Genomic DNA, 25,362 nt, shown 5'->3' on the forward strand with positions numbered 1-25,362 from the left:
TTATTATATTTTTCTGAATAATTCTACCGCTTCATCCTTTTTTTACTTATATCGTTGTTTCTTTTTTCCAAAAATTGATTAATCCATCTCTTCGAAACAATATAAACATTTCAAGACAAAGGCTGTTGTATCACAGTAGTATAATTGTATATCTGTACTAGTATAGATGTTTTAAAACTGTAACAGTTTGTAAGTATTTGATAAACATCGTATGTCATATATTATTACAGCTCTTAAGGCATAGTATAACAGAACCCATAATTAGTGTCAATATACTTTGTATACAAGAAAAAAATAGATATTAATCCATTTTTTTCAATGAATTTATATCTATATATGTATGTAAAAATAATCCAACTATTAGCTATGAACTTTTTTCATTTCTCAATAATATATTCTCTTATATGCTTTCAAAACACCTAAAGCTTTTTTTATAACAAATACTTAAAGAATAATATCAAAACAACCCCTGGTACCCCTAAAAATCCAGCCACTATAGCTGTAATAGGATTGATAGCAATATGTATTCCAAAGAATCCCCCTGCTACATTTAATAGTAACAATATAATTCCACCTATAATCCCATTATAAACGAATTTTATAATCCATTTTATTGGGATCAGCAATATATATCCTAGTATATATAATAGAATCAGACCAAAGGCATAAGCCAAAATAATGTTTAACTCCATCCCCATTCCCACATAAATCCTCCTATCTTTACTGTTCTACACCATCCATTTCAGCTCTTATTCATCTTCTTATATTCCATTATATAAAGTTTGTCTTGAAAATATGACAATTCTAAAAAAAGACAGGTATCCTCATGAAAAGAATCCCTATCTATACCTTATTACTGAATATTAGATTTTATGCCCATCTCTCTTGCTACCTTTAAAAGATATGTGTATCTTGTTTTGGCTGCTTCTACTCTATAGATAGCATAATCAATCAAGTCTGGGTCTGTTGCATCTTGAAAATACTTTTCAGCATTTCTCCATTCTTCATGTGCACTCTTTATCGTATCAATCATCTTATCTTCTTCCGTTTGTACAGCTTGTCCAGTAATAACCTGTGCATATAAATTTCCAACTGCACCCAAAAAACCATTTTCACTTTTGTTTATTTTTGTTGAACGATTCATCCCTCTACGCATCACATTACCCCCTATAACTACTTTGTATGTATTTTATCCATATTTTGGATAGAATATACACAAAGCAAAAGGGAGAATATATTATATTTCTCTTCTTCCCTCTAACGCTTTAGACAAGGTCACTTCATCTGCGTATTCTAAATCTCCCCCTACAGGGATACCATGGGCAATTCTTGTTACTTTAATCCCAGAAGGTTTTACAAGCTTTGAAATATACATAGCTGTTGCTTCTCCTTCTATAGTAGGATTTGTAGCTAAAATCACTTCTTCCACATCATGCTTTTGAAGTCTTATAAGAAGTTCTTTAATACGAATCTCTTCTGGCCCAATTCCTTCCATAGGAGAGATAGCTCCATGTAAAACATGATACACCCCTTTAAATTCCTTTGTTTTTTCCATAGCAATCACATCTTTAGGATCCTCTACTACACAAATCATATTTTTATCCCTTTGTTCATTTCTGCATATACTACAGGGATCTATATCTGTTATATTGCCACATTCTGAACAATATTTAGTATTTCTTTTAGCATTTAAAATAGCTTCTGATAAATTCACCGCATCAGCTTCTCTCATATTCAAAACATGAAAGGCTAGTCTTTGAGCTGATTTTCTTCCTATCCCAGGAAGCTTTGCAAACTCTTCTATTAATATTGCAATGGGCGCTGCATAATAGTTCATATTTGTCACCTCACTTTTATATAGCTAAATCTATTCATTTTATACTTCAACACATTTATCTTCAATATTTTGATATAAGCTTGAAAACTTTCATCTTTTGCCTATATACAAAAGAGCCGAGCATAAAAGCTCGGCATTTTATCTAAAATAATCCAGGAACATTCATGCCTCCTGTAATTTTTCCCATTTCTTTATTTGTCATTTCTTCTGCTTTTCTTAATGCCTCATTTGTAGCAGCAAGAATTAAATCTTGTAACATTTCAATATCATCTGGGTCTACTACTTCTGGTTGAATAGTTACATCTAATATTTCTCTTTTTCCATTTACCTTTACAGATACTGCTCCACCACCAGCACTTGCTTCAACTTCTTTTTCTTCTAATTCTGCTTGTGTTTTTTCCATTTGCTTTTGCATCTTTTGTACTTGCTTTAACATATTGTTCATATTGCCAGGCATCATTGGCATTTTCCCTCTACCTTTTGCCATTTTATCTCCTCCTCATTTATTTCATTATATTATTTTCATTCTAATAATTTTCCAATATATTATATCATATAGATCCTGCCTTTTAAACTTCCCTTCCCATACATACTTCTATATTTCCCACAGCCTATCTATTTCATTACAAAATACTAAATAATCTTTATTCTACAATCTCAACCAAATCTTCTCCAAACATTTCTATGATTTTTTCTATTTCTTGATCTTGCTCTAAAGAACCTTCATCTCCTTTAGGAAGATCCTCTATTTCATCCTCCATGACACATTTTAACTGAACCTTTTGTCCAAGGATTTCTTTAATAATACTTTCAATAAATTCTTTATAAGGACTCTTTCCTGAAGCCTCCTTATGAAAACCAAAACCGTTTTTAAATGCCACTACAAGGGCATTGTTTTCTACCTTTACAAGTTGGCCTTCCATCAAAACAGCATATATAGAAATTTTTCTTTTTTTAATAACTTTTAAAATCTTGTCCCATCCCTTTTTCAATGCATCAAAATTAATAGGCTTTAACGGTTCTACCTTTGTAGATTCCTCTGCTACTTCTTTATTTTCTATATCTTTTTCTTCACTGCTTTCTTCATGGATAACTTTTTCTACCTTTATTTCTCCTGATTGAATGATTTCCTCTAAAGCTTCAATTCTTTCTATCAAAGCTTCTATGGAATTATCTAGCATAGGCTGAGTAAGCTTTATAACAGCAACTTCTAAAAGAATTCTAGGCTGAGTAGCATATTTTGCATCTACTGCTGTTTGAGATAATTCTCTAATAGCTCGAATGATGCTATTTGTCTCTAACTTCTTTCCTTGTTCCACAAGTCTTTCAATATTTTCCTTAGAAAGATTGATAATCCCTTCTAAATCCTTCGATACCTTTGTCATCATTAGATTTCTATAATGCTCAATTAAATCCTTTATAAATTGCTGAATATCTTTTCCAGAAGAAACCAGTTCCTGTATTAATTCCATAGAATCCTTTGCATCTTGAGATTGTATGTAATCAACTAGCCGAAATATAAAATCATCACTAACAGTTCCAAGTATGTTGATGACATCATCATAAGTGATTTTTCCCAGTCCAAAGGATATACATTGATCTAATATACTCAAAGCATCACGCATAGCTCCATCTGAGTTTCTAGCGATTAATCTAAATACGCCTTCTTCTACCTCTATATTCATCTCACTACAAATATAATTCATTCTCTTTACAATATCAGGTTCCTTTACTCTCTTAAAATCAAATCTCTGACACCTTGAAAGAATAGTAGCAGGAATCTTATGAGGTTCTGTAGTAGCCAATATAAATATAACATAATGAGGGGGTTCTTCTAACGTTTTAAGAAGTGCATTAAAAGCTCCTGTAGACAACATATGCACCTCATCAATAATATAGACTTTGTATTGTCCCTTTGTAGGTGGATATTTCACATTCTCTCGAAGTTCTCTAATATCATCTACACCATTATTAGACGCCGCATCAATCTCTACAACATCCATAATACTTTCATGCTGTATACCAGTACAGATTTCACACTCATTACAAGGGTCGAAATTTTTTGGATTTAAACAATTTACAGCACGAGCAAATATTTTGGCTGTAGATGTTTTTCCTGTTCCTCTTGTTCCGCAAAACAAATAAGCATGAGCAATATTTTGGTTTTTTATTTGATTTTTCAAAGTTTGAGTAATATGACCTTGCCCTACAACATCCTCAAATACTTTCGGTCTCCACTTTCTATATAATGCAACATACGACACGCTATCCACCTACTTTCCTCTTATGTGTATTTTAATTTGTAAACCCTATAAAAAAAACATGTAGAAAAGTCTACATGTAAGCCTCTATATGTAAAGCTGTGCACCTATTGTTGATAGGCTGTTACAAACGTAACCTGTACAGTTAACTCAGTTTAGGCGCCCCCACGGCACACGAGAGTGTCTGCTTACCGTTGCTTCCTTCCAGATCTGGCGGAGTTCACAGATTCTCATTGCGTAGGACCCAATCATCATCGCCACTTATACAGGGCAGACTTTACAACAACAAACCGTCAATAGGCATTCAATCCTGCTACAGCGGATTGCAGGTTACAGGGCACCGCTACCTCCCCATCTAGCACAGCAAACTTTATAAACTTTTTTAATGGCGGAGAGAGCGGGACTCGAACCCGCGGGGCCTTTCAGCCTTACACGCTTTCCAGGCGTGCCCCTTAGCCACTCGGTCATCTCTCCGTAGCGATAAAATATAAGTTCATTATATTTATTAAAGGTTACCATGAACATACATTTATAATACATTTTTTAAATTAAGAACAAATATAAAAAATATTGTTTTTCACGGCACATATAATAATATATCATATACACACTAAAATTACAAGCGCATAAATCTTGTATATATTGGAAATCATCACATTTTCTCATTCCTAAGGATCAAAATCAAAAGCCATAGCCCCATAACTGCCGCACTCAAATATCCAACAAGGCCAAAAAAAGACATGCCATAAATTTTAGGACCTACATTTGCATTAATCACCAAAGATGAACCCACAACGATAGAAGAAATAATCAAGGAAAAAACAATCCTATTGGTCATTTTATTTAACTGATGGATACTCTCTTCTAAATTTTTATGCTCTATTTGGACCTTTAGCTTTCCTGCTAAAGCACTGTTCATCAACTCCAAAGTTTTAATAGGAATTTTTAAACCATATTTTGATAGTTGATAGATATTCTCTATTTGATCAATAATATCCTGTTTATAATTTTTCTTTAATAGGATATGTTCTCTAATATAGGGTACAGCTACCTCCATCATACTCATATCTGGATCAAGTTTTGCCACAACCCCTTCTATTGTCATAATTCCTTTTAAAAACAAAGTCATATTATTTGGCATGGCAAGATTATTTTTCTTACTCACTTGAAACATTTCATCTACAAACTGGGGCAAATCTATATTTTGAAGACTTTCCCTAACATATTTATTATAAACTTCTTCAATATCAGAATAGAGATTTCTTATATTCACTTTTCCTTTTTTTATCCCCATTCTTAAAACTGCTTGCGTTAAAGCCTCTATATCCCTTGTTGCTGCCGCATATAAGAGGTCATTCAATTTATTTCTCGTACTTTTATCTAAAACACCCATCATACCAAAATCAATATAAGCAATCTTTTTATCATGAATGAGTAGATTCCCTGGATGGGGATCTGCATGAAAAAAGCCATCTTTAAATATTTGTTTTACATAATTACTCATAAGCTTTTTGGCTATATCCTTAAGGGGATACCCTTCATTCTTTAGAGCATCAATATTATTTATTTTTATTCCTTTTATATATTCCATCGTTAATAAATTAGAAGTAGTATATTCCTTATACACTTTAGGACAAACTACATACTGTATTTTTTTATTATTTTGATAAAACGTTTCAATATTTTTTGCTTCATTTAAGAAATCTAATTCTTTTTCCATGGTTTTTCCTATTTCATCTACTACTTCTTTAAAATCTACTACACTCTTTTGAGGAACAAGTTTTCCAATTCTAGTAAGTCTTTTTAACAAGTCAATATCACTTAGCATGGTTTCTTTTACATAGGGCCGCTGAATTTTCACTACCACTTCTTCTCCATTTTTTGTACAAGCCAAGTGAACTTGTGCCATAGAAGCCGATGCAATAGGATATTTTTTAAAATCAGAAAATATATTTTCTATGGAATCCCCTAATTCCTTTTCAACAATATTTTTGATGTCTTCATATTTTTCTGGTTTTACACCGTCCTGTAATTTTTCAAACTCAGCAATATATTCATCAGGTAAAATATCCGGTCGAGTAGAAAGTATTTGTCCTATTTTCACAAAGGTAGGCCCTAATTCTTCAAGGGCAGCTCTTGCATTTTCTGGATTCATGATCCCCTTTTTTATGCCATGCTTTACAAAAACAGAAATAATCTCTTTAATTCTTTTTTTTTCGTTCATATACCCCATATCCTACAAGCCTCTTTTTTTCAGAATAGTCTTAGCTATATTGTAACCAACATATCCTTCTCTAGTCAACCACCTAAAAGCTTACTTTTCACAAACTGAATTTATCTGATTAAAAATGCATTAACACCACTCTATTAGGGAAAATTAAACAATGAATTATTTAAAAAGCTTGTGAAAGGAAGGTGAATAGGTTGTCAAATAATTTGCCAAAAGAAAAATTTGATGAATTAGAAAAATACATTGACAGTCTTACATCAACAAAAGGTGCTTTAATTGAAATTCTTCACAAAGCACAAGACATATTTGGGTATCTCCCAAGAGATGTACAACTTTTTGTTGCAAGGAAACTAGGAATCCCTGGCGCCGAAGTTTTTGGAGTCGTAAGCTTTTACTCCTACTTCACAACAAAACCACAAGGAAAACACACCATCAGTGTCTGTATGGGCACAGCTTGTTTTGTAAAAGGCGCAGATAAAATTATCGGAAAACTAAAAGAAAGCCTCCATATCAATTCAGGCGAAACAACAAAAGATGGACTTTTTACCTTAAGAGAAGTTCGCTGTATAGGTGCTTGTGGACTTGCCCCTGTTGTTATGGTTGATGAAAAAGTATACGGTCGCGTAAAAGAAGAAGATTTAGATGAAATCATTAATACGTATCGTGATAGGAGGGTCAGTAGTGCAAATTAAATCTATAGAAGAATTAAAAAAAATCAGAGAAAAATCTATGAAAAAAGTAAATTTAAGAGAACACGGAGAAGTTTCAGGAGACCAAGTAGAAGTATTAGTAGGCATGGCCACCTGCGGTATTGCATCAGGTGCTCGGGAAACACTTAATGCCATTGTAGATGAAATCTCCAAAGAACATATTGAAAATGTAAAGGTCATCCAAGTAGGCTGTATTGGTCATTGTCACAGCGAACCCATTGTTCAGATCAATGTTCCTGGTCAAAAGCCTATTCTCTATGGAAAAGTAGACGATGAAAAAGGCCGTGAAATCGTTAAAAAACATATAAAAAACGGAGAACCTTTAAAAGAATCTATCATCGAGGATACCTTTGATAGAGCATAAACTTACGTAAGGAGGGAAAATATGAGTTCATTTAGGATGAATGTAATGGTCTGTGGCGGTACAGGTTGTATGGCTAGTGACAGCAATGAAGTAATCCAAAGTTTTGAAAAACTTATCAAAGAACATGGATATAGCGAAGAAATACAAATCGTTAAAACAGGTTGTTTTGGATTCTGCGAACAAGGTCCTATTGTAAAAATCGAACCTGATAATATCTTTTATGTAAGAGTTCATCCAAAAGATGTAGAAGAAATTGTTAAAGAACATATCATCAAAGGTAGAAAAGTCGAAAGGCTTTTGTATCAAGAACCTATAAAACGTGAAAGAATTGAACAACATAAAAAAATGCCTTTTTACAAAAAACAGCTTCGTATTGCCTTAAGAAACTGTGGACTCATCAATCCAGAAGATATTTATGAGTATATTGCCTTTGAGGGCTACGAAGCTCTTGGAAAAGTCCTTACTTCCATGAGTCCTATGGAGGTTATCGAAACGGTAAAAAAAGCAGGCCTTCGCGGTCGAGGAGGTGGAGGCTTTCCTACAGGTCTTAAATGGGAATATACAAGAAAATCTGAAGGAACCACCAAATATATGATCTGCAATGCAGACGAAGGTGATCCAGGAGCATTTATGGATAGAAGTATCTTAGAAGGAGACCCCCACAGTGTTATTGAGGCCATGGTAATCGGAGGATACGCTATTGGTGCACAAGAGGGGATTGTCTATATTCGTGCCGAATATCCCCTTGCTATTGAGCGACTTAATATTGCTATTAGTGAAGCTCGTAAACTTGGTCTTTTAGGTGAAAATATCTTTGGGTCAGATTTTAGCTTTGATATTCGATTGAAATATGGTGCTGGTGCTTTCGTTTGCGGAGAAGAAACAGCTCTTATCAACTCTGTTGAAGGAAAAAGAGGTGAACCAAGAAATAAACCGCCTTATCCTGCCCAAAAAGGTTATTGGGACAGACCGACCTGCGTAAACAATGTGGAGACCTTTGCAAATATTCCTCCTATCATCCTAAAGGGTTCTGAATGGTTTTCATCTATTGGTACTGAAAAGAGCAAAGGAACAAAAGTTTTTGCCCTTGCAGGTAAAGTAAATAATGTAGGTCTTGTAGAAGTTCCTATGGGAACAACGCTACGTGAAATTATATACGATATAGGTGGCGGCATATTAGGGGGGCATAAATTCAAAGCCGTTCAAACAGGTGGCCCATCTGGCGGCGTCATTACGGAAAAGGATCTTGATACACCTATTGATTACGAACATCTTATGGAAATCGGTTCTATGATGGGATCTGGTGGTATGATCGTTATGGATGAAACCAATTGTATGGTAAATATCTCAAAATTTTATTTAGAATTTACAATGGATGAATCCTGTGGAAGATGTACCCCATGCCGTATTGGTACAAAAAGACTTTATGAATTCCTTAAAAAGATTACAGATGGAAAAGCTACCATGGAAGATTTAGATGCTTTAAAACAATTAGCCTACATGGTCAAAGATGGTTCTCTTTGTGGACTAGGCCAAACTGCTCCAAATCCAGTTTTAAGTACCATTAAATATTTTGGAGATGAATATATCGCACATATTAAGGATAAACATTGTCCAACTGGTGAATGCAAAGCTCTTGCAAAATACAGCATCGATCCAGAAAATTGTGTAGGATGTACTGCCTGTGCAAAAGTATGTCCAGTAGATTGTATTAGTGGAAAAGTAAAAGAAACCCATGTAATCGATCAAAGCAAATGTATCAAATGTGGTGCATGCTTTACTGCATGTAAATTCAATGCCGTAATCAAACCATAGTGAGGTGAGAATATGTCTGAAAAACTAGTTCATATAACCATAAACGATCAAGAAATGCAAGTTCCTGAAAAAATTACTATATTAGAGGCTGCAAATCGTGCAAACATAAGAATTCCAACTTTATGCCATCTTGATTTGCATGATTTAAAACTTGTAAATAAAACTGCATCTTGTCGTGTCTGTACAGTAGAGTTGAAGGGACGTAATTCTTTAGTCCCTGCATGTGTAACTCAGGTAGATGAGGGCATGATCATCCGAACCGATTCCCTTCGTGCCATCAATGCACGTAGAATCGCTGTAGAATTGCTTTTATCCAATCATCCAAATGAATGCTTTACCTGCCCCAAAAACTTAGACTGTGAACTACAAGCATTAGCAAAAGAACTTGGTATACATGAAATCAAATGGCAAGGTGAAAAAATGCACTATGAAAAAGATTTCTCCAGTGATGCCATCGTAAAAGATCCTAACAAATGTATCATGTGTCGCCGCTGTGAAACCATGTGCAACGAAGTACAAACCTGCGGAATCCTCTCTGCCTTAGGTCGTGGATTTGGAACTGTTGTAGGTCCTGCTTTTAATATTCCTATGGTAGAATCTTCTTGTACTTACTGTGGCCAATGCGTAGCCGTATGCCCTACAGCAGCATTAACTGAAGTAAATCATACACATAGAGTATGGGAAGCTTTAAGTAATCCTAATAAACATGTAGTAGTCCAAGTAGCTCCTGCTATTCGTGTTGCCATTGGTGAACTTTTTGGTATGGAACCTGGCACCATTGTAACAGGTCAATTGGCAACAGCTCTAAGACGTATGGGATTTGATGCTGTTTTTGATACAGATTTTGCAGCTGATTTGACAATCATGGAAGAAGCATCCGAATTTATTCATCGTGTAGAACACGGTGGAACACTTCCTATGCTTACTAGCTGTTGTCCTGCATGGGTAAAATTTATCGAACATCAATTCCCAGAAATGTTAGATATTCCATCTACCTGTAAATCTCCTCATATTATGTTTGGTACAATTGCAAAAACTTATTATGCTGACAAGTTAGGAATTGACCCAGATAAAATCGTAGTAGTTTCCATCATGCCCTGTATTGCAAAAAAAGCAGAAGCAGCAAGACCTGAGCTTACAAAAGATCATCATAACAATGTGGATATTGTTGTCACGACTCGTGAATTTGGTGCCATGCTCAAAGAAGCAGGTATTGATTTTAAAAACCTACCTGAAAGTGACTTTGACAATCCTTTAGGAGAAAGTACAGGTGCTTCTGTCATCTTCGGTACAACAGGAGGAGTTATTGAAGCAGCTTTACGTACAGCTTATGAATGGATGACAGGAGAAGAACTAAAAAATGTTGAATTCACTCAATTAAGAGGGATGGAAGGAATTCGAGAAGGAACAGTAAAAATAAAGGATATGGATGTAAAAATAGGCATCGCCCATGGTCTAGGAAATGCAAGACGACTCCTTGAAGATATACGAGATGGCAAAAGCCAATATCACGCCATCGAAATCATGGCATGTCCTGGTGGTTGTATTGGTGGAGGGGGACAGCCTTATCATCATGGCAATGAAGAAGTTGTGAAAAAACGCCAGCAGGCTATTTACAATGAAGACCGAAACAAAACTTTGAGAAAATCTCATGAAAATCCAGAAATATTAAAACTATACAAAGAATATCTTGGAAAACCTTATGGAGAAAAAGCTCACGAGCTCCTTCATACCCACTATGAAGCAAGAGATAGAATATAAAAAACTCCTTAATTGATATGCTCTCCTTATGGTAGACAGTTAAATAGTATAACTGTTTACTATAAGGAGAGTTTTTATTTATATCATCATGATTTATTTTATACATTTCTTTTTATAAGAAATTGATATCTATTTCTTCATAAAATCTTATAAAAATAAAAATTCCTTTTCATCTAAAAAATAACAAAATAATCATATATAACATATTATGTATTGAATGTTTTTATGATAATAAAAGCAACACGAAAGGAGATTAAATATGCTAAATCCATTTTTCTATCCATATGGCTATTCTTTACCAAAGTATAGAAGTTCCCCCCAACAAACAGAAAATAATCCTTTCATATCAATGAAAAAAGATCCTTATGATTATTTTGACCTTGGAGAACCTGCTCCTGATTTCACCCTAGAAGGCATTGTAAATAAACAACCTAAAAAAGTTTCCCTTAGTGATTACAAAGGAAAGTGGGTTCTTTTATTCTTCTACGGTTCTGACTTTACCTTCGTTTGACCTACTGAACTTGCAGCAGTTGCTGACAGATATCAGAAGTTTAAAGATTTGAACACAGAAGTATTAGCTATTAGTACAGATAGTATTTATTCTCATAAAATATTTACAGAAACTTCTCCATCGGGTAAAAAAATTAACTATCCTCTTTTATCCGACCGAACGCAAATGGTTACCAAAAGATATGGCATCTTAAACGAAAAGGGTGGATTTGCCTATAGAGGTGCTTTTATCATAGACCCAGAAGGAACCATTCAAGGAATTCTCATTAATCCTCAACCTGTAGGGAGAAATATAGATGAGATTATAAGGATTATACAAGGTCTTCAGTATAATAGAAAGACAGGTCTAGGAGTTCCAGCAGGCTGGAATCCAGGAGATCCTGGCATAAAAATGGGATGGGAGTATGTGGGAAAATACTAAAAAATATTTCATTAAAAAGGTATAGTGAAAAATAGTAACTGTACCTTTTGCATATCCATCATCAATTCTTCTTGATTTGTTATACATTCTTTTTGATTGTTTATATATTCCTCTTGATTTATTGTAACTTCTTCTTGACTATTTTCAATAAATGATGCGCTCCTATTTTCTTTTGAAAATTGCTCAAAAAACTCTTCTAATGTAATGTTATTAGCAACAATATATGCTGCTCCTTCTTTTCCTACATATCTTATATGCCAAGGTTCATAGCTATACCCTGTAATATCTTCTTTTTCTTTAGGATATCTTATGATAAAACCATATTGGTGACAATTTTCTTTTAACCACTTGCCTTCTTTTGTATTTTCAAATCCTTCAACCAATCTAAACCTTACACTTTTACTTGTAACATCCATAGCTAGACCCGTTTGATGCTCACTTTGCCCTGGATATGCACTAATTTGTGTGGTTACTTCTTTCCCTATCGTTCTAACTTTATAATTAAAAATATTTTTTTGTCTGTTATAAGATCTATATCCAGACAATGCATAAATATAGATATTTTCATTTTCAGCAGCTTTAAATAATTCCTCTAGCGCAAAAGCGGCTTCCTTTCTCATTTGCTTTTTAGGATATTTCCCTTTAAACGGAAAACATACCTTTGGTACAACGAGATCCTTTGGTACATAATTAGATGGTAAATTTCTATTTTTATTCACCAAAACAAGTAAATCATCAACATTTTGTATAATGTATCCATGATTTTCTATATAAGTAGTTTGCTCTAAAGAATATTTTTCTGCTCTAAAAGCTTTTTGTTCTACTTCTTGAGCAATAGTTAAACTACTCATCATAAAAAAAACGAGAACATTAATCATTAATATTTTTAAAATTCCATTTAACCTCTTCATTTATTCCCTCTATTCCTCATTTTATATGTATAAAGCAAACTCATTCAACAAAGCTGAATCGCATGAAGATTATACCATACATCAAGGAAGAATATAGATTTTTTTCTTCATTCTGTATCCTACTTTTATATATGTACTATATCCAAGTAAATTCGTTTTACTAAATCAAAATATGGAAACTTCAAGTGAAGACACTAAATGGATATAATAAAAAACAAAGTTTTCCTTGTTCAAGAAAAACTTTGTCTTAACCTTATTTTATATCTCCATGCACTTCCTTATCTGTTTTTTCAATGATTTGATTTTTTTCGTCCACAAAAACTACCTTAGGCTTAAAGCTTCTCCCCTCGTTCTCATCTATCCAACAATAGGAAATAATAATAACTGTATCCCCTGGTTGTACAAGTCTAGCGGCAGCACCATTTAAACAGATCACGCCACTATTAGGTTCTCCTTCAATCACATAGGTTTCAAGTCTTGCACCATTACAATTATTAACAATTTGAACTCTCTCTCCTGGTAAAATCCCTGCAGCATCCATTAAAGTTTGATCAATAGTAATACTTCCTACATAGTTCAAATTTGCTTCTGTTACGGTAGCTCTATGAATTTTCCCTTTAAACATATTGAGCATCATTTGTATGTCCTCCTCCATTAAAAATACCCTTCCTATGACCGAGACTCGCTCGGCATAGAAAGGGTATACTTATTTAATATCATTAAAAAACTATATAAAAATCCATAAAGTTTTTAAATATACTTCCCCATTCACAGCCTCTTCAGTCTCTGTCCAAAGGATCAGCGCAGAATTCTTGTGATGCATATTATTCTTTTTTATAACATATTTAGGTTTGACTCTTTTGATATCAACCAAATTTATTTTAACATACTATATTTATAAATACAAACAATCAAGTTTATTTCTCTTAAAATGATGTTTTGTATAATCTTCTATTCTCTAATGACCATATAGGAGCTGTAAATTCTCCCGGTTCTATATTTTTCAAATGATCTTCCATATCATACATCCTAGCATCAATCATATCAATATAATGAAGAAGTTCTCCCTCTGGAATCATAGGTTTTTTAGGACTTCCAAATTCAGGCTCATAATGATGACTAAGTACCATATGTTTAAGAATCATAATAATTTCCTCATTAGCACCTAATTCTTGTCCCACCTGACTTATTTTATTCATCCCCATACTAATATGTCCAAGGAGCTGGCCTTCTTTACTATACTCTGCAATCCCTAGTTCATCTGAATTTAATTCTTCTAACTTTTCTATATCATGAAGTAAAATGCCTGCAAAGAGTAAATCCTTATTTACATTTGCATATACTTCACTCAATTTTTCTCCTGTTCTTAACATTCTAAGGATATGATACATAAGCCCTGACCGAATGGCATGATGTAGTGATTTTGCTGCTGGATAATACATTAGTTTTTCTTTTGACTCGAGTATAATTTTTTCCACAATGTTTTTTATATCCTTATTTTTAATCTTTTGCACATATTCATAAATCTCATCAAACATTTCTTCTGGCTTGATGGGTGCCCCTTGTATATAGTCTTCAATATTTTTACCATCATCTTCATTTACTAACCGCATTAGATTAATTTTTAATTGTAATTTTCCCTTCCACTCCGTTATATTTCCTCGTACTTTTATCAAACTTCCCGTAGGAAAATCTTTGTCCTGCCCTTCTTGACAACCCCATACTTTTCCATTTATTTCTCCTGTTTTGTCTGATACTGTTAGATCTAAGAAGTTTTTATTATTTGTAGATAATTTCATTTCTATCTTTTTTATGATAAAAAAGCCTTGTATTTCATCTCCACTTTTAAATTCTTGGATACTTTTTTCTTCAACCATATCTTCTTCCTCCTCAAATACGCTTTCTATATTATTTTATAACTTTTCATCTGTTTTTCCAATATTTATATCATAATTAAATCCCCCTAAGTTATTCATCCTTGTCACCATTTTGTAACCATTTATATCTGCTTTTGTAACTATTTTGTAACCCCTTATGCTAGGTGATTTTATAAAATAGAGATAGCAAAACACATTAGGAGGGAATTATAATGAAAAAAAGAAATTGGTTAAAAGTATCATCAGCACTATTGCTAAGCAGTTTTTTAGCTTTTGGTTCATTTCACGCATTACAAGCAAAAGCTGCTTCAAATACTTTTAAAGTTGGAGAAAAGTTTACAATATCCGAACTTAATATGGGAAATAAAGCCTATATCATTGATTACAAAGAAGCAGATGTAACAGGAGATACTACAAAAGATAAAGTAATATTAGTAGGAAGTAAAGAATTTAGTCCAGAAGAGATTTTTGTTGATCCTTTAACCGTTGTAGTTCAAGATGGAAAGACAAAAAAATATTCAAAAGCAACCTATGAAGGTTTCTGTGGCTATATAGATGACAAACCTTTATTCATAGGCGATTTTACAGGAGATCAAGTGAAAGACGTGATGGTAACAGCAGCTACTGGTGGTAGCGGTGGTATTACAAATCATATGATTGTAACCTTTAAAGATAACAAGCCTGAGATCATCTTTGATGAAAAAGATAATAAAGGGATAGAAATCGAAGGAAAATATATAGATGGATTTAAAGCAGATATAACAATAAAAAATATAGATAAAAAGATCTTATTAGACTTAAGTGCTAATAAAGAAAATTATATTGAATCAGGGATTTATGATAAATCTGGAAAACTATTAGAAAAAACAGAACCTTTTATGGGACCATTTAGTCTTTTAAAGCCTATAGATTATAATTGCGATGGAATCTATGAACTAAAAGGTGGTCAAAGAATTGCCGGAACCTGCAATGCAGATACGCTTTCTTTTATTGATTCTATTTTCAAATATGAAAACAGTAATTGGAAAGTACAAGAATTACAATATTCTACTTATCTAGTAAAATAATGTTCTACTAATTAGTATCTACTTCAAAACACATTAGGAGGGAATTACCATGAAAAAAAGAAATTGGTTAAAAATATCATCTGCATTATTACTAAGTAGTTTTTTAGCATTTGGTTCATTTCATGCCTTACAAGCAAAGGCTGCTTCAAATACTTTTAAAGTTGGAGAAAAATTTACCGTATCCGAGCTTAATATGGGAGATACAGCTTACATCCTTGATTACAAAGAAGTAGATGTAACAGGTGATACTATAAAGGACAAAGTAATGTTAGTGGGAACTCACGATGTAAGTCAAATCTTTGCTGATAATCTAAATATTGTAGTTCAAGATGGAAAAACAAAAAAATACTCAAAAGCAACCTATGAAGGCTTCTGTGGCTACATAGATGACACACCTCTCTTCATCGGAGATTTTACTGGGGATAAAATCAAAGATGTGATGGTAGAAGCAGCTACTGGTGGTAGCGGTGGCTTTACAAACTATATAATTGCAAGCTTTAAAGATAACAAACCAGCGGTTGTCTTTGATGAAAAAGATAATGAAGGAATAAAAATCGAAGGAAAATATATAGATGGATTCAAAGCAGATATGACCATAAAAAATATGAATAAAAAATTCCTATTAGATTTAAGTGTTAACAAAGATAAGTATATTGAATTAGGTATTTATGATCAATCTGGAAAACTATTAGAAGAAACAGCACCCTATATGGGTCCATTTAGTTTTTTAGAACCTAGAGATTATAATTGTGATGGAGTCTATGATCTAAAAGGTTCTCAAAGAATCGTAGGAGTCTGGAATGCAGATACGCTTTCTTTTATTGATTCCATTTTAAAATATGAAAACGGAGATTGGAAAATAGAAGAATTGCAATATTCTAATTATCTAATAAAGTAATACACGCTTAGTTGCTATATACTTCAAAATAAATAAAAAGATCCCAATATATAAAATAATCTATTGAGATCTTTTTATGAATATATCTATTCTAGTTTATTGGACAAATCAAGTATAATACAATATTGTATCCATAAAAATGGTAAGGATTTCAACTCTTACCATTTTTATTTTAATTATTCAATTTATCTATAAATATTGTAAATCTATATTTTTATCTGTTTAAATAATTAAAAATCATTTTAGCTATATCTGCTCTTGATATTTCTTTTTTTGGTTCAAATACTTCATCATTTCCCTTTATAATTCCTAATCCATAAGCTAATGTAATATGTCCAACAAGATTTTCATCTGCTTTTTCTATATCATTAAAAGGATACTTGTATATTCCTTTTATTTTTGCTACTTCATCATATTTTAAAGCTCTAATCATATATTTTACAGCATCTTCTTTTGTCACAAAATCATTTAATGCTTTTTCATTTTCTTTTATTATTCCTTCTCTTATAAGATACTCATACATTTCTTTGATTGATTTTTCATCTTCTCCATTAACACCATAATAGTTTAGTGTCTTTACAAATAACCTAAAAAAGTCTTGTTGGATAACTTTTTCATCAGGTCTAAATGTTTCTTCTTCAAAGCCTATTCCACTATCCGCTAATGCTTGTATTTCTTTCTCAGCATGATGCCCTTTGATATCTGTATAAGCAATATCCTTCTCTTCTTTATAAGGTGTTCCATCATAATTTAATATTTCACAAGTATTTCCATCAAATATAATCGGTTTTTTAGCTTTCACAGCATATACTAACTTAATCTCTTGATTTTTTTCATCATAAGGTAAACTACTATCTTTACAGCTACGCTTATATTGAAGCTCTAAGCCTATATCTTGGAACATTTTTTCATATGCTTTCTCTATACCTGCTACATTGTTTGATGATGGAAAATGGATATCAAACCACTCTATATTAAAACTTGTTATTTTTCCAGTTACTGTATTGTATCGAACTTTAATATAATTATCTCTAAAAGGAATACCCTCTACCATTCTTGTATATGTAAAAGTATAAGATAGTGGCTTTTTTTGTCCTTTTATAAAATAATGATCATCATAAGTTGTATTATATACCATAGATTTATACTTATCTGGTACAAATTCTTTCAAGAATTTTTCAACTGCTTTTTTTGAAGCTTCTTTATCATATACCACTGCCTCTTCCTTGTCTTGATAATGCTCTGTAAAATAGAAATTTTTGATTTCCCCTGTTATTGCATCTATTCCTACATATACATCATTATAAAATTTTTTATCCTTTTCATTTTTTTCTTCCTTAAAATCAAGATACCATGTAAAATCTTTTTTCATATGCCAATTTCTATTTAACCTTGCATTTGACAATTCAAAAGACTTACTTAGCCCTAATATACCTGTATTTCTTGCGATTTTTTCAACCTTTTCTTTTGATAAAAGCTTTGAAACTTCTTTTACTGCCCTTAACTCTTCAGGGCTTAATTGTATACCCTCAGAATCACTTGATACTTCTTTAGTCATTTCTTCTCTTCCATTCCCCCAAAGAGTAGGATATTCAATTTTTATCTTTTCTCCTGTAACCGCATCAATAGCACAATTTTCATCATGTTTACTAACATAAACTAAATAAGGTTGGATTTCTTTTTCATCATATCTACACTTATAAATAAGCTCCAATCCTAATTTTTCCTCAAAAGCTTTTTGTGCTTCTTGTAATGAAATTAAATTTTGTGGTTTTGGAAATACAAATCCATTATTCCAATTACGGTAAAAACTACATACTTCTCCTGTTTCACTATTTACTTCTACCTGAACACCATCTTCATATAATGGAATATCATTGATTATTCGTGTATACTCATATCTATATTCTTGGGATATTTTATTCTCCTGATTTTCTTGATATTTTAATTGATTCAAAAGTAATGGATCTATTTTTTTGATAAATTTTTCTGCTATTTTTTTTCCTTCGTTTTTGCTATATTTAGGCAATTTCTTTTCACCATCTTGATTGTACTTATAAAAATTATAAGACATAATCATGCCATCGCTATTGACAACAACAGATATATTTCCATCCTTATGATCCTTGTTTCTCCAAGTCATTGTCCATACCTTTTTATTATTTCGTGTATAAACATTATAATCAAATTCAGTAAATACCTTTGGAATATCAAACTTTTCCTTTGCCACCTTTATTGCCTTTTCAAGACCTAAATCCTTTTGAGCAAAACCGTTTATAGGCATTAGTGTACCCAATAGTAAACACGACACTAATAGGATTGTTAACATTTTTTTCATATAATCACCTCTTATTATTTTTTTCATTATCTTATAAGACGAAGGGTTTTTAGAAAAAGTTCCATATTTTCCAAAATATTATTCATCTATTCTTATAAATATTATGCTATTTTCTTTTATTTATTTCTAGTTGCAATAAAATAAAAGCTTCTGCATTTTTGCAGAAACTTTTATATCCTGTTCTTTAGCTTTTAGTGTATTCCAGAAAATCCATCATTTTGTGTATACGCCGCACCCCATTGATTTAAGAATACATGCTCTCTTACATCTTTCTTAGATTTAGATTGTTTTCTTTCTTCTGTTTCTCCTATTGGAGTCATAGCAATGACTCTATAGTTATTAGGAACGTTAAGAGTCCTTCGTACTGTATCTTCATCTAATGAAGCAATCCAACAGGTTCCATATCCTTCATTTGTTGCAGCTAGCACAAAATGCTCCATAGCAATAGCACCATCTACCATATAATATTCTTGATCCTTTATCACTCCTGAATCATCTGGTTCTCCTACAACGACCGCAATCATTGGCGCTTCTTTTATAGCGTTTGCTGCCTTATCAGTATCATTCATGATGGCTGCTGCTAAATTTTCTTTTTCTCCCTGATCATCTACTAGAATAAATCTATAGGATGTATTATTTTTCCAAGAAGGTGATCGCATTGCCGCATCAATGATTCTTGCCAACTTGTCTCTTTCAATAGGTGTGTTTTTAAATGATCTTATACTTTTTCGATTTTTGATTACCTCATAAAATTGCATAACATCACTCCTTCAAGATTATTATGCACAAAGAAGCTATGATTCATGTAAAGATTCATGCTCAACTTTCTTCTAAAGATTTTTTACTACTTCTTCATCCTGAATTTCTTTAACGAACAAAAGGCTTTTCAAATTGACAAAGAGCATCTTTTAACCATTGAGGATTCATTGGTAGAAGATTTTTGGGTAAGTTATCTATCTCAAAAAAATATAATTCAAGAGTTTCAGGAGAAGAACAATTTATTTTTCCTCCTACCACTTCCCCCTCAAAATAGGTAGTTATAAAATGAGTTGTAATCCCATTAGGATACTTAAAAACTTGAGATTCTGGATCTGAATAAATACCAATCAATCTAGTAATACAAATATTTAATCCTGTTTCTTCTTTTACTTCTCTAATAGCAGCTGCCACTACACTTTCTCCTGGCTCTACATGTCCAGAAGGGATTCCCCAAAGTCCTACATCTGCCCGTTTTTGTAATAAAACTTTTTTATCTTCATCAAAAATAATTATTGCAACGCCTGGACAAATATTATCAATATCTTGTGTCATGTAGATTTACCCCTTTCAAATTAAGATCATTTGATTTCTGTAAATGTCTTGAATTTCTAATTTTTACCTATACAAGATGATTTTATAGTATAACAATATGAAATATTTTACAATTATGTAGCATCATTAAAAGTACATAGAAATATATAGTAGTATCCATATTTTATAAAAAATGTTAAAATCTATACAAATGGTTTATGCATCAAAATTAAAGGAGGAATGAAAATGGAAACATATAGATTAAAGGTTAAAAATGAAGGAACATTCAAGGGGAATTTAGCCATTTTTCAAAGACAAGCAGATTTAGAAGAAATGGGAGCTATGCCCCTTGCTTGGTTTACAAAAGGATCTAACCCAAATACTATGGTGGAATTTTGTTGGAATGTTGACTATTGCTTTGTTTGGTCAGAAGAAGGAATCTTAAAACCAGGAGTTGTTTTTAGAGCATCTCAAACTATAGACGGTGGTATATGGGTAAATAACAAAGTAGTATTAGATAAAAATATATATGGTTATGTTTTTAGTGAGCAAACGACTGCTACAGCTCAAGCTGGATCATTAATCATTGAAGAAAACAACTCAATTCCAGGGGGAGAAGCATCAGTTGGAATAGGTATGTCTGGTTTTGGTACTTTTGTGTGGCAAACTGAACCTAATGCTAATTTGACTATTCAGCCAAAACCACAGTATTGGATAGCTTATGGAACATTCAAGCAAGGTGAAGTTTTAGATATACAGCAACTAATGAATACATCTCTTGAATTAAACTATCCAACGAATAAATATAATGCAACAGTTACTTTAAACTCTGATAATACTTGGGGAGACGTTAGTTATGAATAAGAAAACCAAATCTCTCCCTTATATCTAAAAATAATTTATAAAAAAAGCCCTGGATGTTGATCCTAGGGCTTAGTTATTTCTCATATATTGTATTTAAAGACTATTTATGATTCTTTACATTTATGTAAAAATATTGTGGGTCTCCATTCCTACGAAGGTGAAATAGCTTTCATATGGCCATTTTGGGAGATGAAAATTGGACAATTATAGTTTCTATACCCAACCCCTTGAAGAGTCATCTAGGCGTTTCCTGTGCGTTCTCATGTAATGAAAATCTTTTCTCCCATCAACTCTACTGTATTCATTGTACCAACTTATTACTTATGTAGATCTATTTTCTCATTTACTTTCTTAGCCTCAATGATCAGTTCATTCAACTGGCAGCAAATAATAAATAAAGCGCCTATGATTGCTCCTATAGTTAGTCCTCCTTCACCTAAAAGACCTCCTAAAAATCCAAAAATAAAAATTGCTAGAAAAAATCCTGTGATATGCATTTCCAAAACCCCCTTTTAGCATAGAAACATATTATAAATATACTATATATTAAGTTGTGTTGAAAAAGTGAAAAATAAAAAGGTGATTAGTAAAATCACCTTTTATCCTTGTGTTTTCAGTTATTTGATTGATTTTGATGAACGCGACACAATTATAATTGTGTTGCGTTGGAAAAGATAATCAAATATCAATTTGGAATTTATTACAAAAAACGACATTGTTTTTCTAACTAATTTGATATAATTTGCAATGTATATACTTTACAAATATAATACAAAATCTATTTCTATAGATTTTGATATTGAATAGAAGGAGAATAGTAAATGGTTGATTTTATTAAAAGATTAAAAAAGAAAAAGATAGATAAAAAAATAGATCCTATTGAAATTTATGATAATATTGATAGAAAAAGTGGAACAGGACCTTTAAGACCAGAACAAAAAAAGATTTTGTCTAATTGGTATGAGCATAAAAAAAATGAAAAAGATTTAATTATAAAACTTCATACAGGTGTAGGAAAAACACTTGTAGGATTATTGATTTTGCAATCTAAATTAAATTCAAATGAAGGACCTTGTTTATATGTGTGTCCAAATATATATCTCGTAAATCAAGTATGTGAAGAGGCAGTTAAATTTGGTATTAGCTATTGTCGTATAGGTTCTGATGGTGAGCTTCCAGATGCTTTTATTGGAGGAAAAAGCATTTTAATAACACATGTTCAAAAAGTATTTACTGGAAAATCAAAGTTTGGAATAAATAATTCTTCCACAAAGGTTGGTTGTATAATTTTGGATGATTCTCATGCATGTATTGATTCAATAAATAATTCTTTTACATTTAACATAGACAAAGAGAAAAATAATAAACTGTATAAATCTATACTTGCTTTATTTGAAGAAGAATTGAAAGAACAAGGGGAAGGAACCTTCTTAGATATACAAAATGAAAATTATGATTCATTACTTCCTATACCTTATTGGGCTTGGGATAATAAGAAAAGTGAAATATTAAAATTACTTTCTGACAATAAAGATTTAAAGAGTATTAAATTTGTGTGGCCATTATTAAAGAATATTTTGGGTCATTGTAAAGCATATGTTAATGGACAAAAAATAGAAATTATGCCATATCATATTCCTATACGGATGTTTGGAACATTACACTTGGCTAAAAATAGAATATTAATGTCCGCAACTACACAAAATGATTCTTTTTTTATAAAGGGATTAGATTTTGATATAAATGCTGTGAAACATCCATTAGTGGATAGAACACGTATATGGTCAGGTGAAAAGATGATTTTATTACCTTCACTCATAAACGAAGAAAGTGATAGAGGTAGCATAGTAGCATCGTTTGCAAAACAACATGATACTAAATTTGGTATAGTAGCACTTGTACCAAGTTTTGAAAAAGCAAAAGCTTATAGTAATTATGGTGCTATTATAGCTAAGAGTGAGGATATATATGAGCATATATTAGAATTAAAATCAAGTAGTACTAAGAACAAACCATTAATTATTGCCAATAGATATGATGGTATTGATTTACCCGATGATGCATGTAGAATCTTAATAATAGACTCATTACCATTTTTCACATCTTTATCTGACAAATATCAAGAATTGTGTAGACCAAGTAGTGAAATAATTAATATAAGAATGGCACAAAAAATAGAACAGGCATTAGGCAGAAGTGTTAGGGGCGAAAAAGATTTTAGTACTATATTGTTAATAGGGTCTGATTTGGTTAAGTTTACTAAAAGCATTAACACGAGTAAGTATTTTTCTCCTCAAACAAAGAAACAAATAGCTATAGGTATTGATATAGCTGAAATGACAAAAGAAGATTCAAAAGAAGATAAAACACCTATGCAAATTATCATAGATTTAATAAATCAATCACTTAAAAGAGATGAAGGGTGGAAGAGCTATTATTTAGAAGAAATGGATAATATAGTTGATGAAAAACATGATGATAATATGTATGAAATTCTATTACTAGAAAGTAAAGCAGAGAAAGCTTTTGAAATAGGTAATTATGACGATGCATGTGATCAAATCCAAAAGATTATTGATACTAAAACAAAAGATGACTTAGAACAAGGATGGTATTTACAGGAACTAGCTAGATATACATATTATACTAGTAAAGTAAGATCTAATCAGATACAGAAGAAGGCATTTATGCAAAATAGAGAATTATTAAAACCTAAAGAAGGCATATCCTATAAAAAAATTGAGTTTATGAATGAAAGTAGAATAAAAAGAATAAAAGAGTGGATTTTAAAATTTGATGATTTTACGGAATTTAATTTACAAGTTAATAGTATTTTAGACGATTTATCGTTTGGAATAGATGCTGATAAATTTGAATCAGCTTTAAAGAATATTGGAGATTTATTAGGATTTGTTAGCCATAGACCTGATAAATTGATTAGAAAGGGTCCAGATAACTTATGGTGTGTAAAAAATAATGAATATATGATGTTTGAATGCAAAACTGAGGTAAAGATTGATAGAAAAGACATATCAAAACATGAAGTTGGGCAAATGAATACTCATTGTGGATGGTTTGAAAAAGAGTATAATGAAGCTAAAGTAAAAAGGATTTTAATAATCCCAACAAAAGAGGTATCTTATTATGCAGATTTTACTCATGAAGTATTTATAATGAGAAAGGGAAAACTAAAAACATTAAAAAAGAATATAAAAGCATATATTAAAGAATTTAAAAATTATGATATTAGAGATATGAGTGATGAAAAAGTACAGGAATTAATAAATCACCATAATCTAAGTATAGAAAATTTAGAAAACATGTATTGTGAATCTTATTATCAAAAAAAACAATAGAAATTCTAAAACCAATATGAGTTGTTTAATAATTAAGATATGTGTAAATGAAAGATTAAACTAGGAGTTTATAGGCTTCTAGTTTTTTTATGTTTAAATATGTGTTTAATGAAGCAGTTGAATATTTGATTGTTAGCTGACCATGAATAATAGTGTTTGAGTAGAGTTGCGTAATATTAGACGATGTATTAATACGTAGGTGATGGATTTTCCGTTAGAGGATCTCTTATGAATATTCCTTTTTTACATAAATCAACTATTCCTCAAATATATGTTTAGGTAACAGTTAAGCTCCTGGTAATTGAACTGATACCTAACAACTTACAATAGTTATAATCTATTTTGCACTCTATGACAGCTGCCATTCTATTGCCTCAACAAGTACGCTCACATTTATAGACATTCTCTTTTTTTTTCAATGACTATATAGTGATAATCATTATATATCTGTACTTTTAGACAATTATTTTTATTTTTTTGTTGTTCCTATTCTTGTATTTTGTTACGATATAATCAAGTTAAAGATAACGTAAATACTTAATGAAAATAAATTTTATAGGAGGATTTTATTATGGCTTATGTAATTAAAGATGCTTGTATTAGTTGTGGAGCTTGTGAACCAGAATGTCCAGTAAATGCAATCAGCGCTGGAGATGACAAATATGTAGTTGATGCAGGAGCATGTATTGACTGTGGTGCCTGTGCAAATATTTGTCCTGTAGATGCACCAGTTGCAGAATAATTTAAATCAATACAAAAAAAACAATGCCCTATTCTTTGGATGAGGGCATTATTTTTTTGTATTAATAAATATAAACAAAATCTAAATAAAAATTCAGTAAAAAATATTAT

The 25,362-nt window shown here is 31.7% G+C and carries 23 protein-coding genes, 1 tRNA gene and 1 other RNA gene; 10 read left to right on the top strand and 15 right to left on the bottom strand.

Going from position 1 to position 25,362, the window contains the following annotated elements:
- Positions 1–431: 431 nt before the first annotated feature.
- The 8 genes from K7H06_RS17755 to K7H06_RS17790 all read right to left on the bottom strand — a co-directional run bounded on the left by K7H06_RS17755 (position 432) and on the right by K7H06_RS17790 (position 6,322).
- Entirely contained in the window at positions 432–698 is a 267-nt protein-coding gene (locus tag K7H06_RS17755) for a pro-sigmaK processing inhibitor BofA family protein (protein WP_223040073.1), read from the bottom strand.
- A gap of 155 nt (positions 699–853) precedes the next feature.
- Positions 854–1,156 carry a YaaL family protein gene (locus K7H06_RS17760; protein ID WP_246637567.1) on the bottom strand — a complete coding sequence of 101 codons (303 nt, stop codon included), beginning with the start codon at positions 1,154–1,156 and terminating at the stop codon, positions 854–856.
- An 81-nt stretch (positions 1,157–1,237) separates the two neighbouring features.
- Positions 1,238–1,837, bottom strand: a complete 600-nt coding sequence (recR, locus tag K7H06_RS17765) for a recombination mediator RecR (protein WP_223037350.1) — start codon at positions 1,835–1,837, stop codon at positions 1,238–1,240.
- Between the two features lie 142 nt (positions 1,838–1,979).
- Positions 1,980–2,324 (bottom strand): YbaB/EbfC family nucleoid-associated protein, encoded by a 345-nt coding sequence (locus K7H06_RS17770; protein ID WP_223037351.1) that lies wholly within the window; start codon positions 2,322–2,324, stop codon positions 1,980–1,982.
- Between the two features lie 157 nt (positions 2,325–2,481).
- Complete coding sequence (gene dnaX / locus K7H06_RS17775) at positions 2,482–4,110, bottom strand: DNA polymerase III subunit gamma/tau (RefSeq protein ID WP_343216795.1); 1,629 nt, start codon at positions 4,108–4,110, stop codon at positions 2,482–2,484.
- Between the two features lie 87 nt (positions 4,111–4,197).
- Positions 4,198–4,462, bottom strand: an RNA gene (gene ffs / locus K7H06_RS17780) — signal recognition particle sRNA large type.
- Between the two features lie 22 nt (positions 4,463–4,484).
- A tRNA-Ser gene (locus K7H06_RS17785) sits at positions 4,485–4,572 on the bottom strand.
- A 178-nt stretch (positions 4,573–4,750) separates the two neighbouring features.
- A complete protein-coding gene (locus tag K7H06_RS17790; protein ID WP_246637568.1) occupies positions 4,751–6,322 on the bottom strand; it encodes an ABC1 kinase family protein in 1,572 nt (523 codons plus the stop codon).
- Positions 6,323–6,522: 200 nt separating this feature from the next.
- On the opposite strand from K7H06_RS17790, the gene nuoE reads away from it, so the two are divergent.
- The 5 genes from nuoE (at position 6,523) to K7H06_RS21280 (ending at position 11,909) form a co-directional block, all read left to right on the top strand.
- Positions 6,523–7,020 carry an NADH-quinone oxidoreductase subunit NuoE gene (gene nuoE, locus K7H06_RS17795; protein WP_343216796.1) on the top strand — a complete coding sequence of 166 codons (498 nt, stop codon included), beginning with the start codon at positions 6,523–6,525 and terminating at the stop codon, positions 7,018–7,020.
- Positions 7,010–7,402, top strand: coding sequence for a (2Fe-2S) ferredoxin domain-containing protein (locus K7H06_RS17800; RefSeq protein ID WP_246637569.1), 393 nt, complete (start codon positions 7,010–7,012; stop codon positions 7,400–7,402). The genes nuoE and K7H06_RS17800 overlap by 11 nt, the downstream gene beginning before the upstream one ends.
- A gap of 21 nt (positions 7,403–7,423) precedes the next feature.
- A complete protein-coding gene (nuoF, locus tag K7H06_RS17805; protein WP_223037355.1) occupies positions 7,424–9,217 on the top strand; it encodes an NADH-quinone oxidoreductase subunit NuoF in 1,794 nt (597 codons plus the stop codon).
- Positions 9,218–9,229: 12 nt separating this feature from the next.
- Positions 9,230–10,978: an NADH-dependent [FeFe] hydrogenase, group A6 gene (locus K7H06_RS17810; RefSeq protein WP_223037356.1), complete on the top strand. Its 1,749-nt coding sequence runs from the start codon at positions 9,230–9,232 to the stop codon at positions 10,976–10,978.
- Positions 10,979–11,327: 349 nt separating this feature from the next.
- Positions 11,328–11,909 (top strand): peroxiredoxin, encoded by a 582-nt coding sequence (locus tag K7H06_RS21280; protein ID WP_246637724.1) that lies wholly within the window; start codon positions 11,328–11,330, stop codon positions 11,907–11,909.
- Positions 11,910–11,920: 11 nt separating this feature from the next.
- On the opposite strand, the gene K7H06_RS17825 is transcribed toward K7H06_RS21280, so the two are convergent.
- From K7H06_RS17825 to K7H06_RS17835, 3 genes are all read right to left on the bottom strand, one after another.
- The gene (locus K7H06_RS17825; RefSeq protein WP_223037359.1) at positions 11,921–12,820 is read right to left on the bottom strand and encodes a M15 family metallopeptidase; all 900 of its coding nucleotides are present in this window, start codon (positions 12,818–12,820) and stop codon (positions 11,921–11,923) included.
- Between the two features lie 253 nt (positions 12,821–13,073).
- Complete coding sequence (gene panD / locus K7H06_RS17830; protein ID WP_223037360.1) at positions 13,074–13,457, bottom strand: aspartate 1-decarboxylase; 384 nt, start codon at positions 13,455–13,457, stop codon at positions 13,074–13,076.
- Between the two features lie 289 nt (positions 13,458–13,746).
- Positions 13,747–14,697 (bottom strand): 3'-5' exoribonuclease YhaM family protein, encoded by a 951-nt coding sequence (locus K7H06_RS17835; protein ID WP_223037361.1) that lies wholly within the window; start codon positions 14,695–14,697, stop codon positions 13,747–13,749.
- A 212-nt stretch (positions 14,698–14,909) separates the two neighbouring features.
- Here K7H06_RS17835 and K7H06_RS17840 point away from each other — a divergent pair, with 212 nt between their 5' ends.
- Positions 14,910–15,764 carry a VCBS repeat-containing protein gene (locus K7H06_RS17840; protein ID WP_223037362.1) on the top strand — a complete coding sequence of 285 codons (855 nt, stop codon included), beginning with the start codon at positions 14,910–14,912 and terminating at the stop codon, positions 15,762–15,764.
- A gap of 49 nt (positions 15,765–15,813) precedes the next feature.
- Positions 15,814–16,662: a VCBS repeat-containing protein gene (locus K7H06_RS17845; RefSeq protein WP_223037363.1), complete on the top strand. Its 849-nt coding sequence runs from the start codon at positions 15,814–15,816 to the stop codon at positions 16,660–16,662.
- 214 nt (positions 16,663–16,876) lie between these two features.
- Here K7H06_RS17845 and K7H06_RS17850 read toward each other — a convergent pair whose 3' ends face one another.
- From K7H06_RS17850 to K7H06_RS17860, 3 genes are all read right to left on the bottom strand, one after another.
- Positions 16,877–19,000 (bottom strand): YcdB/YcdC domain-containing protein, encoded by a 2,124-nt coding sequence (locus tag K7H06_RS17850; protein WP_223037364.1) that lies wholly within the window; start codon positions 18,998–19,000, stop codon positions 16,877–16,879.
- A 191-nt stretch (positions 19,001–19,191) separates the two neighbouring features.
- Positions 19,192–19,758, bottom strand: a complete 567-nt coding sequence (locus K7H06_RS17855; RefSeq protein WP_223037365.1) for a nitroreductase family protein — start codon at positions 19,756–19,758, stop codon at positions 19,192–19,194.
- Positions 19,759–19,867: 109 nt separating this feature from the next.
- On the bottom strand, positions 19,868–20,311 hold the full coding sequence (locus tag K7H06_RS17860; RefSeq protein ID WP_223037366.1) for an NUDIX domain-containing protein: 444 nt from the start codon (positions 20,309–20,311) through the stop codon (positions 19,868–19,870).
- A gap of 225 nt (positions 20,312–20,536) precedes the next feature.
- Between K7H06_RS17860 and K7H06_RS17865 the strand changes: the two genes are divergently transcribed.
- On the top strand, positions 20,537–21,154 hold the full coding sequence (locus K7H06_RS17865; RefSeq protein ID WP_223037367.1) for a protein rhiA: 618 nt from the start codon (positions 20,537–20,539) through the stop codon (positions 21,152–21,154).
- A 317-nt stretch (positions 21,155–21,471) separates the two neighbouring features.
- Here K7H06_RS17865 and K7H06_RS17870 read toward each other — a convergent pair whose 3' ends face one another.
- Positions 21,472–21,651: a hypothetical protein gene (locus K7H06_RS17870; protein ID WP_223037368.1), complete on the bottom strand. Its 180-nt coding sequence runs from the start codon at positions 21,649–21,651 to the stop codon at positions 21,472–21,474.
- Positions 21,652–21,975: 324 nt separating this feature from the next.
- On the opposite strand from K7H06_RS17870, the gene K7H06_RS17875 reads away from it, so the two are divergent.
- Both K7H06_RS17875 and K7H06_RS17880 read left to right on the top strand, forming a co-directional pair.
- Positions 21,976–24,510, top strand: coding sequence for a DEAD/DEAH box helicase family protein (locus K7H06_RS17875; RefSeq protein WP_223037369.1), 2,535 nt, complete (start codon positions 21,976–21,978; stop codon positions 24,508–24,510).
- A 571-nt stretch (positions 24,511–25,081) separates the two neighbouring features.
- The gene (locus K7H06_RS17880) at positions 25,082–25,252 is read left to right on the top strand and encodes a DUF362 domain-containing protein (RefSeq protein ID WP_223037370.1); all 171 of its coding nucleotides are present in this window, start codon (positions 25,082–25,084) and stop codon (positions 25,250–25,252) included.
- Positions 25,253–25,362 lie beyond the last annotated feature (110 nt).

The sequence above is a fragment of the Crassaminicella profunda genome, assembly GCF_019884785.1.
Classification (GTDB): Bacteria; Bacillota; Clostridia; order Peptostreptococcales; family Thermotaleaceae; genus Crassaminicella; species Crassaminicella profunda.

Excerpts from the sequence above, each read along its gene's own strand:
- K7H06_RS17810 (WP_223037356.1), top strand. The coding sequence starts at position 9,230 with ATGTCTGAAAAACTAGTTCATATAACCATAAACGATCAAGAAATGCAA.
- nuoF (WP_223037355.1), top strand. The coding sequence starts at position 7,424 with ATGAGTTCATTTAGGATGAATGTAATGGTCTGTGGCGGTACAGGTTGT.
- K7H06_RS17875 (WP_223037369.1), top strand. The coding sequence starts at position 21,976 with ATGGTTGATTTTATTAAAAGATTAAAAAAGAAAAAGATAGATAAAAAA.
- K7H06_RS17770 (WP_223037351.1), bottom strand. The coding sequence starts at position 2,324 with ATGGCAAAAGGTAGAGGGAAAATGCCAATGATGCCTGGCAATATGAAC.
- K7H06_RS17760 (WP_246637567.1), bottom strand. The coding sequence starts at position 1,156 with ATGCGTAGAGGGATGAATCGTTCAACAAAAATAAACAAAAGTGAAAAT.
- K7H06_RS17835 (WP_223037361.1), bottom strand. The coding sequence starts at position 14,697 with ATGGTTGAAGAAAAAAGTATCCAAGAATTTAAAAGTGGAGATGAAATA.
- panD (WP_223037360.1), bottom strand. The coding sequence starts at position 13,457 with ATGATGCTCAATATGTTTAAAGGGAAAATTCATAGAGCTACCGTAACA.
- K7H06_RS17855 (WP_223037365.1), bottom strand. The coding sequence starts at position 19,758 with ATGCAATTTTATGAGGTAATCAAAAATCGAAAAAGTATAAGATCATTT.
- K7H06_RS17845 (WP_223037363.1), top strand. The coding sequence starts at position 15,814 with ATGAAAAAAAGAAATTGGTTAAAAATATCATCTGCATTATTACTAAGT.
- recR (WP_223037350.1), bottom strand. The coding sequence starts at position 1,837 with ATGAACTATTATGCAGCGCCCATTGCAATATTAATAGAAGAGTTTGCA.
- K7H06_RS17825 (WP_223037359.1), bottom strand. The coding sequence starts at position 12,820 with ATGAAGAGGTTAAATGGAATTTTAAAAATATTAATGATTAATGTTCTC.
- K7H06_RS17840 (WP_223037362.1), top strand. The coding sequence starts at position 14,910 with ATGAAAAAAAGAAATTGGTTAAAAGTATCATCAGCACTATTGCTAAGC.
- K7H06_RS17880 (WP_223037370.1), top strand. The coding sequence starts at position 25,082 with ATGGCTTATGTAATTAAAGATGCTTGTATTAGTTGTGGAGCTTGTGAA.
- K7H06_RS17850 (WP_223037364.1), bottom strand. The coding sequence starts at position 19,000 with ATGAAAAAAATGTTAACAATCCTATTAGTGTCGTGTTTACTATTGGGT.
- K7H06_RS17790 (WP_246637568.1), bottom strand. The coding sequence starts at position 6,322 with ATGAACGAAAAAAAAAGAATTAAAGAGATTATTTCTGTTTTTGTAAAG.
- K7H06_RS17870 (WP_223037368.1), bottom strand. The coding sequence starts at position 21,651 with ATGCATATCACAGGATTTTTTCTAGCAATTTTTATTTTTGGATTTTTA.
- K7H06_RS17755 (WP_223040073.1), bottom strand. The coding sequence starts at position 698 with ATGGGGATGGAGTTAAACATTATTTTGGCTTATGCCTTTGGTCTGATT.
- K7H06_RS17860 (WP_223037366.1), bottom strand. The coding sequence starts at position 20,311 with ATGACACAAGATATTGATAATATTTGTCCAGGCGTTGCAATAATTATT.
- K7H06_RS17865 (WP_223037367.1), top strand. The coding sequence starts at position 20,537 with ATGGAAACATATAGATTAAAGGTTAAAAATGAAGGAACATTCAAGGGG.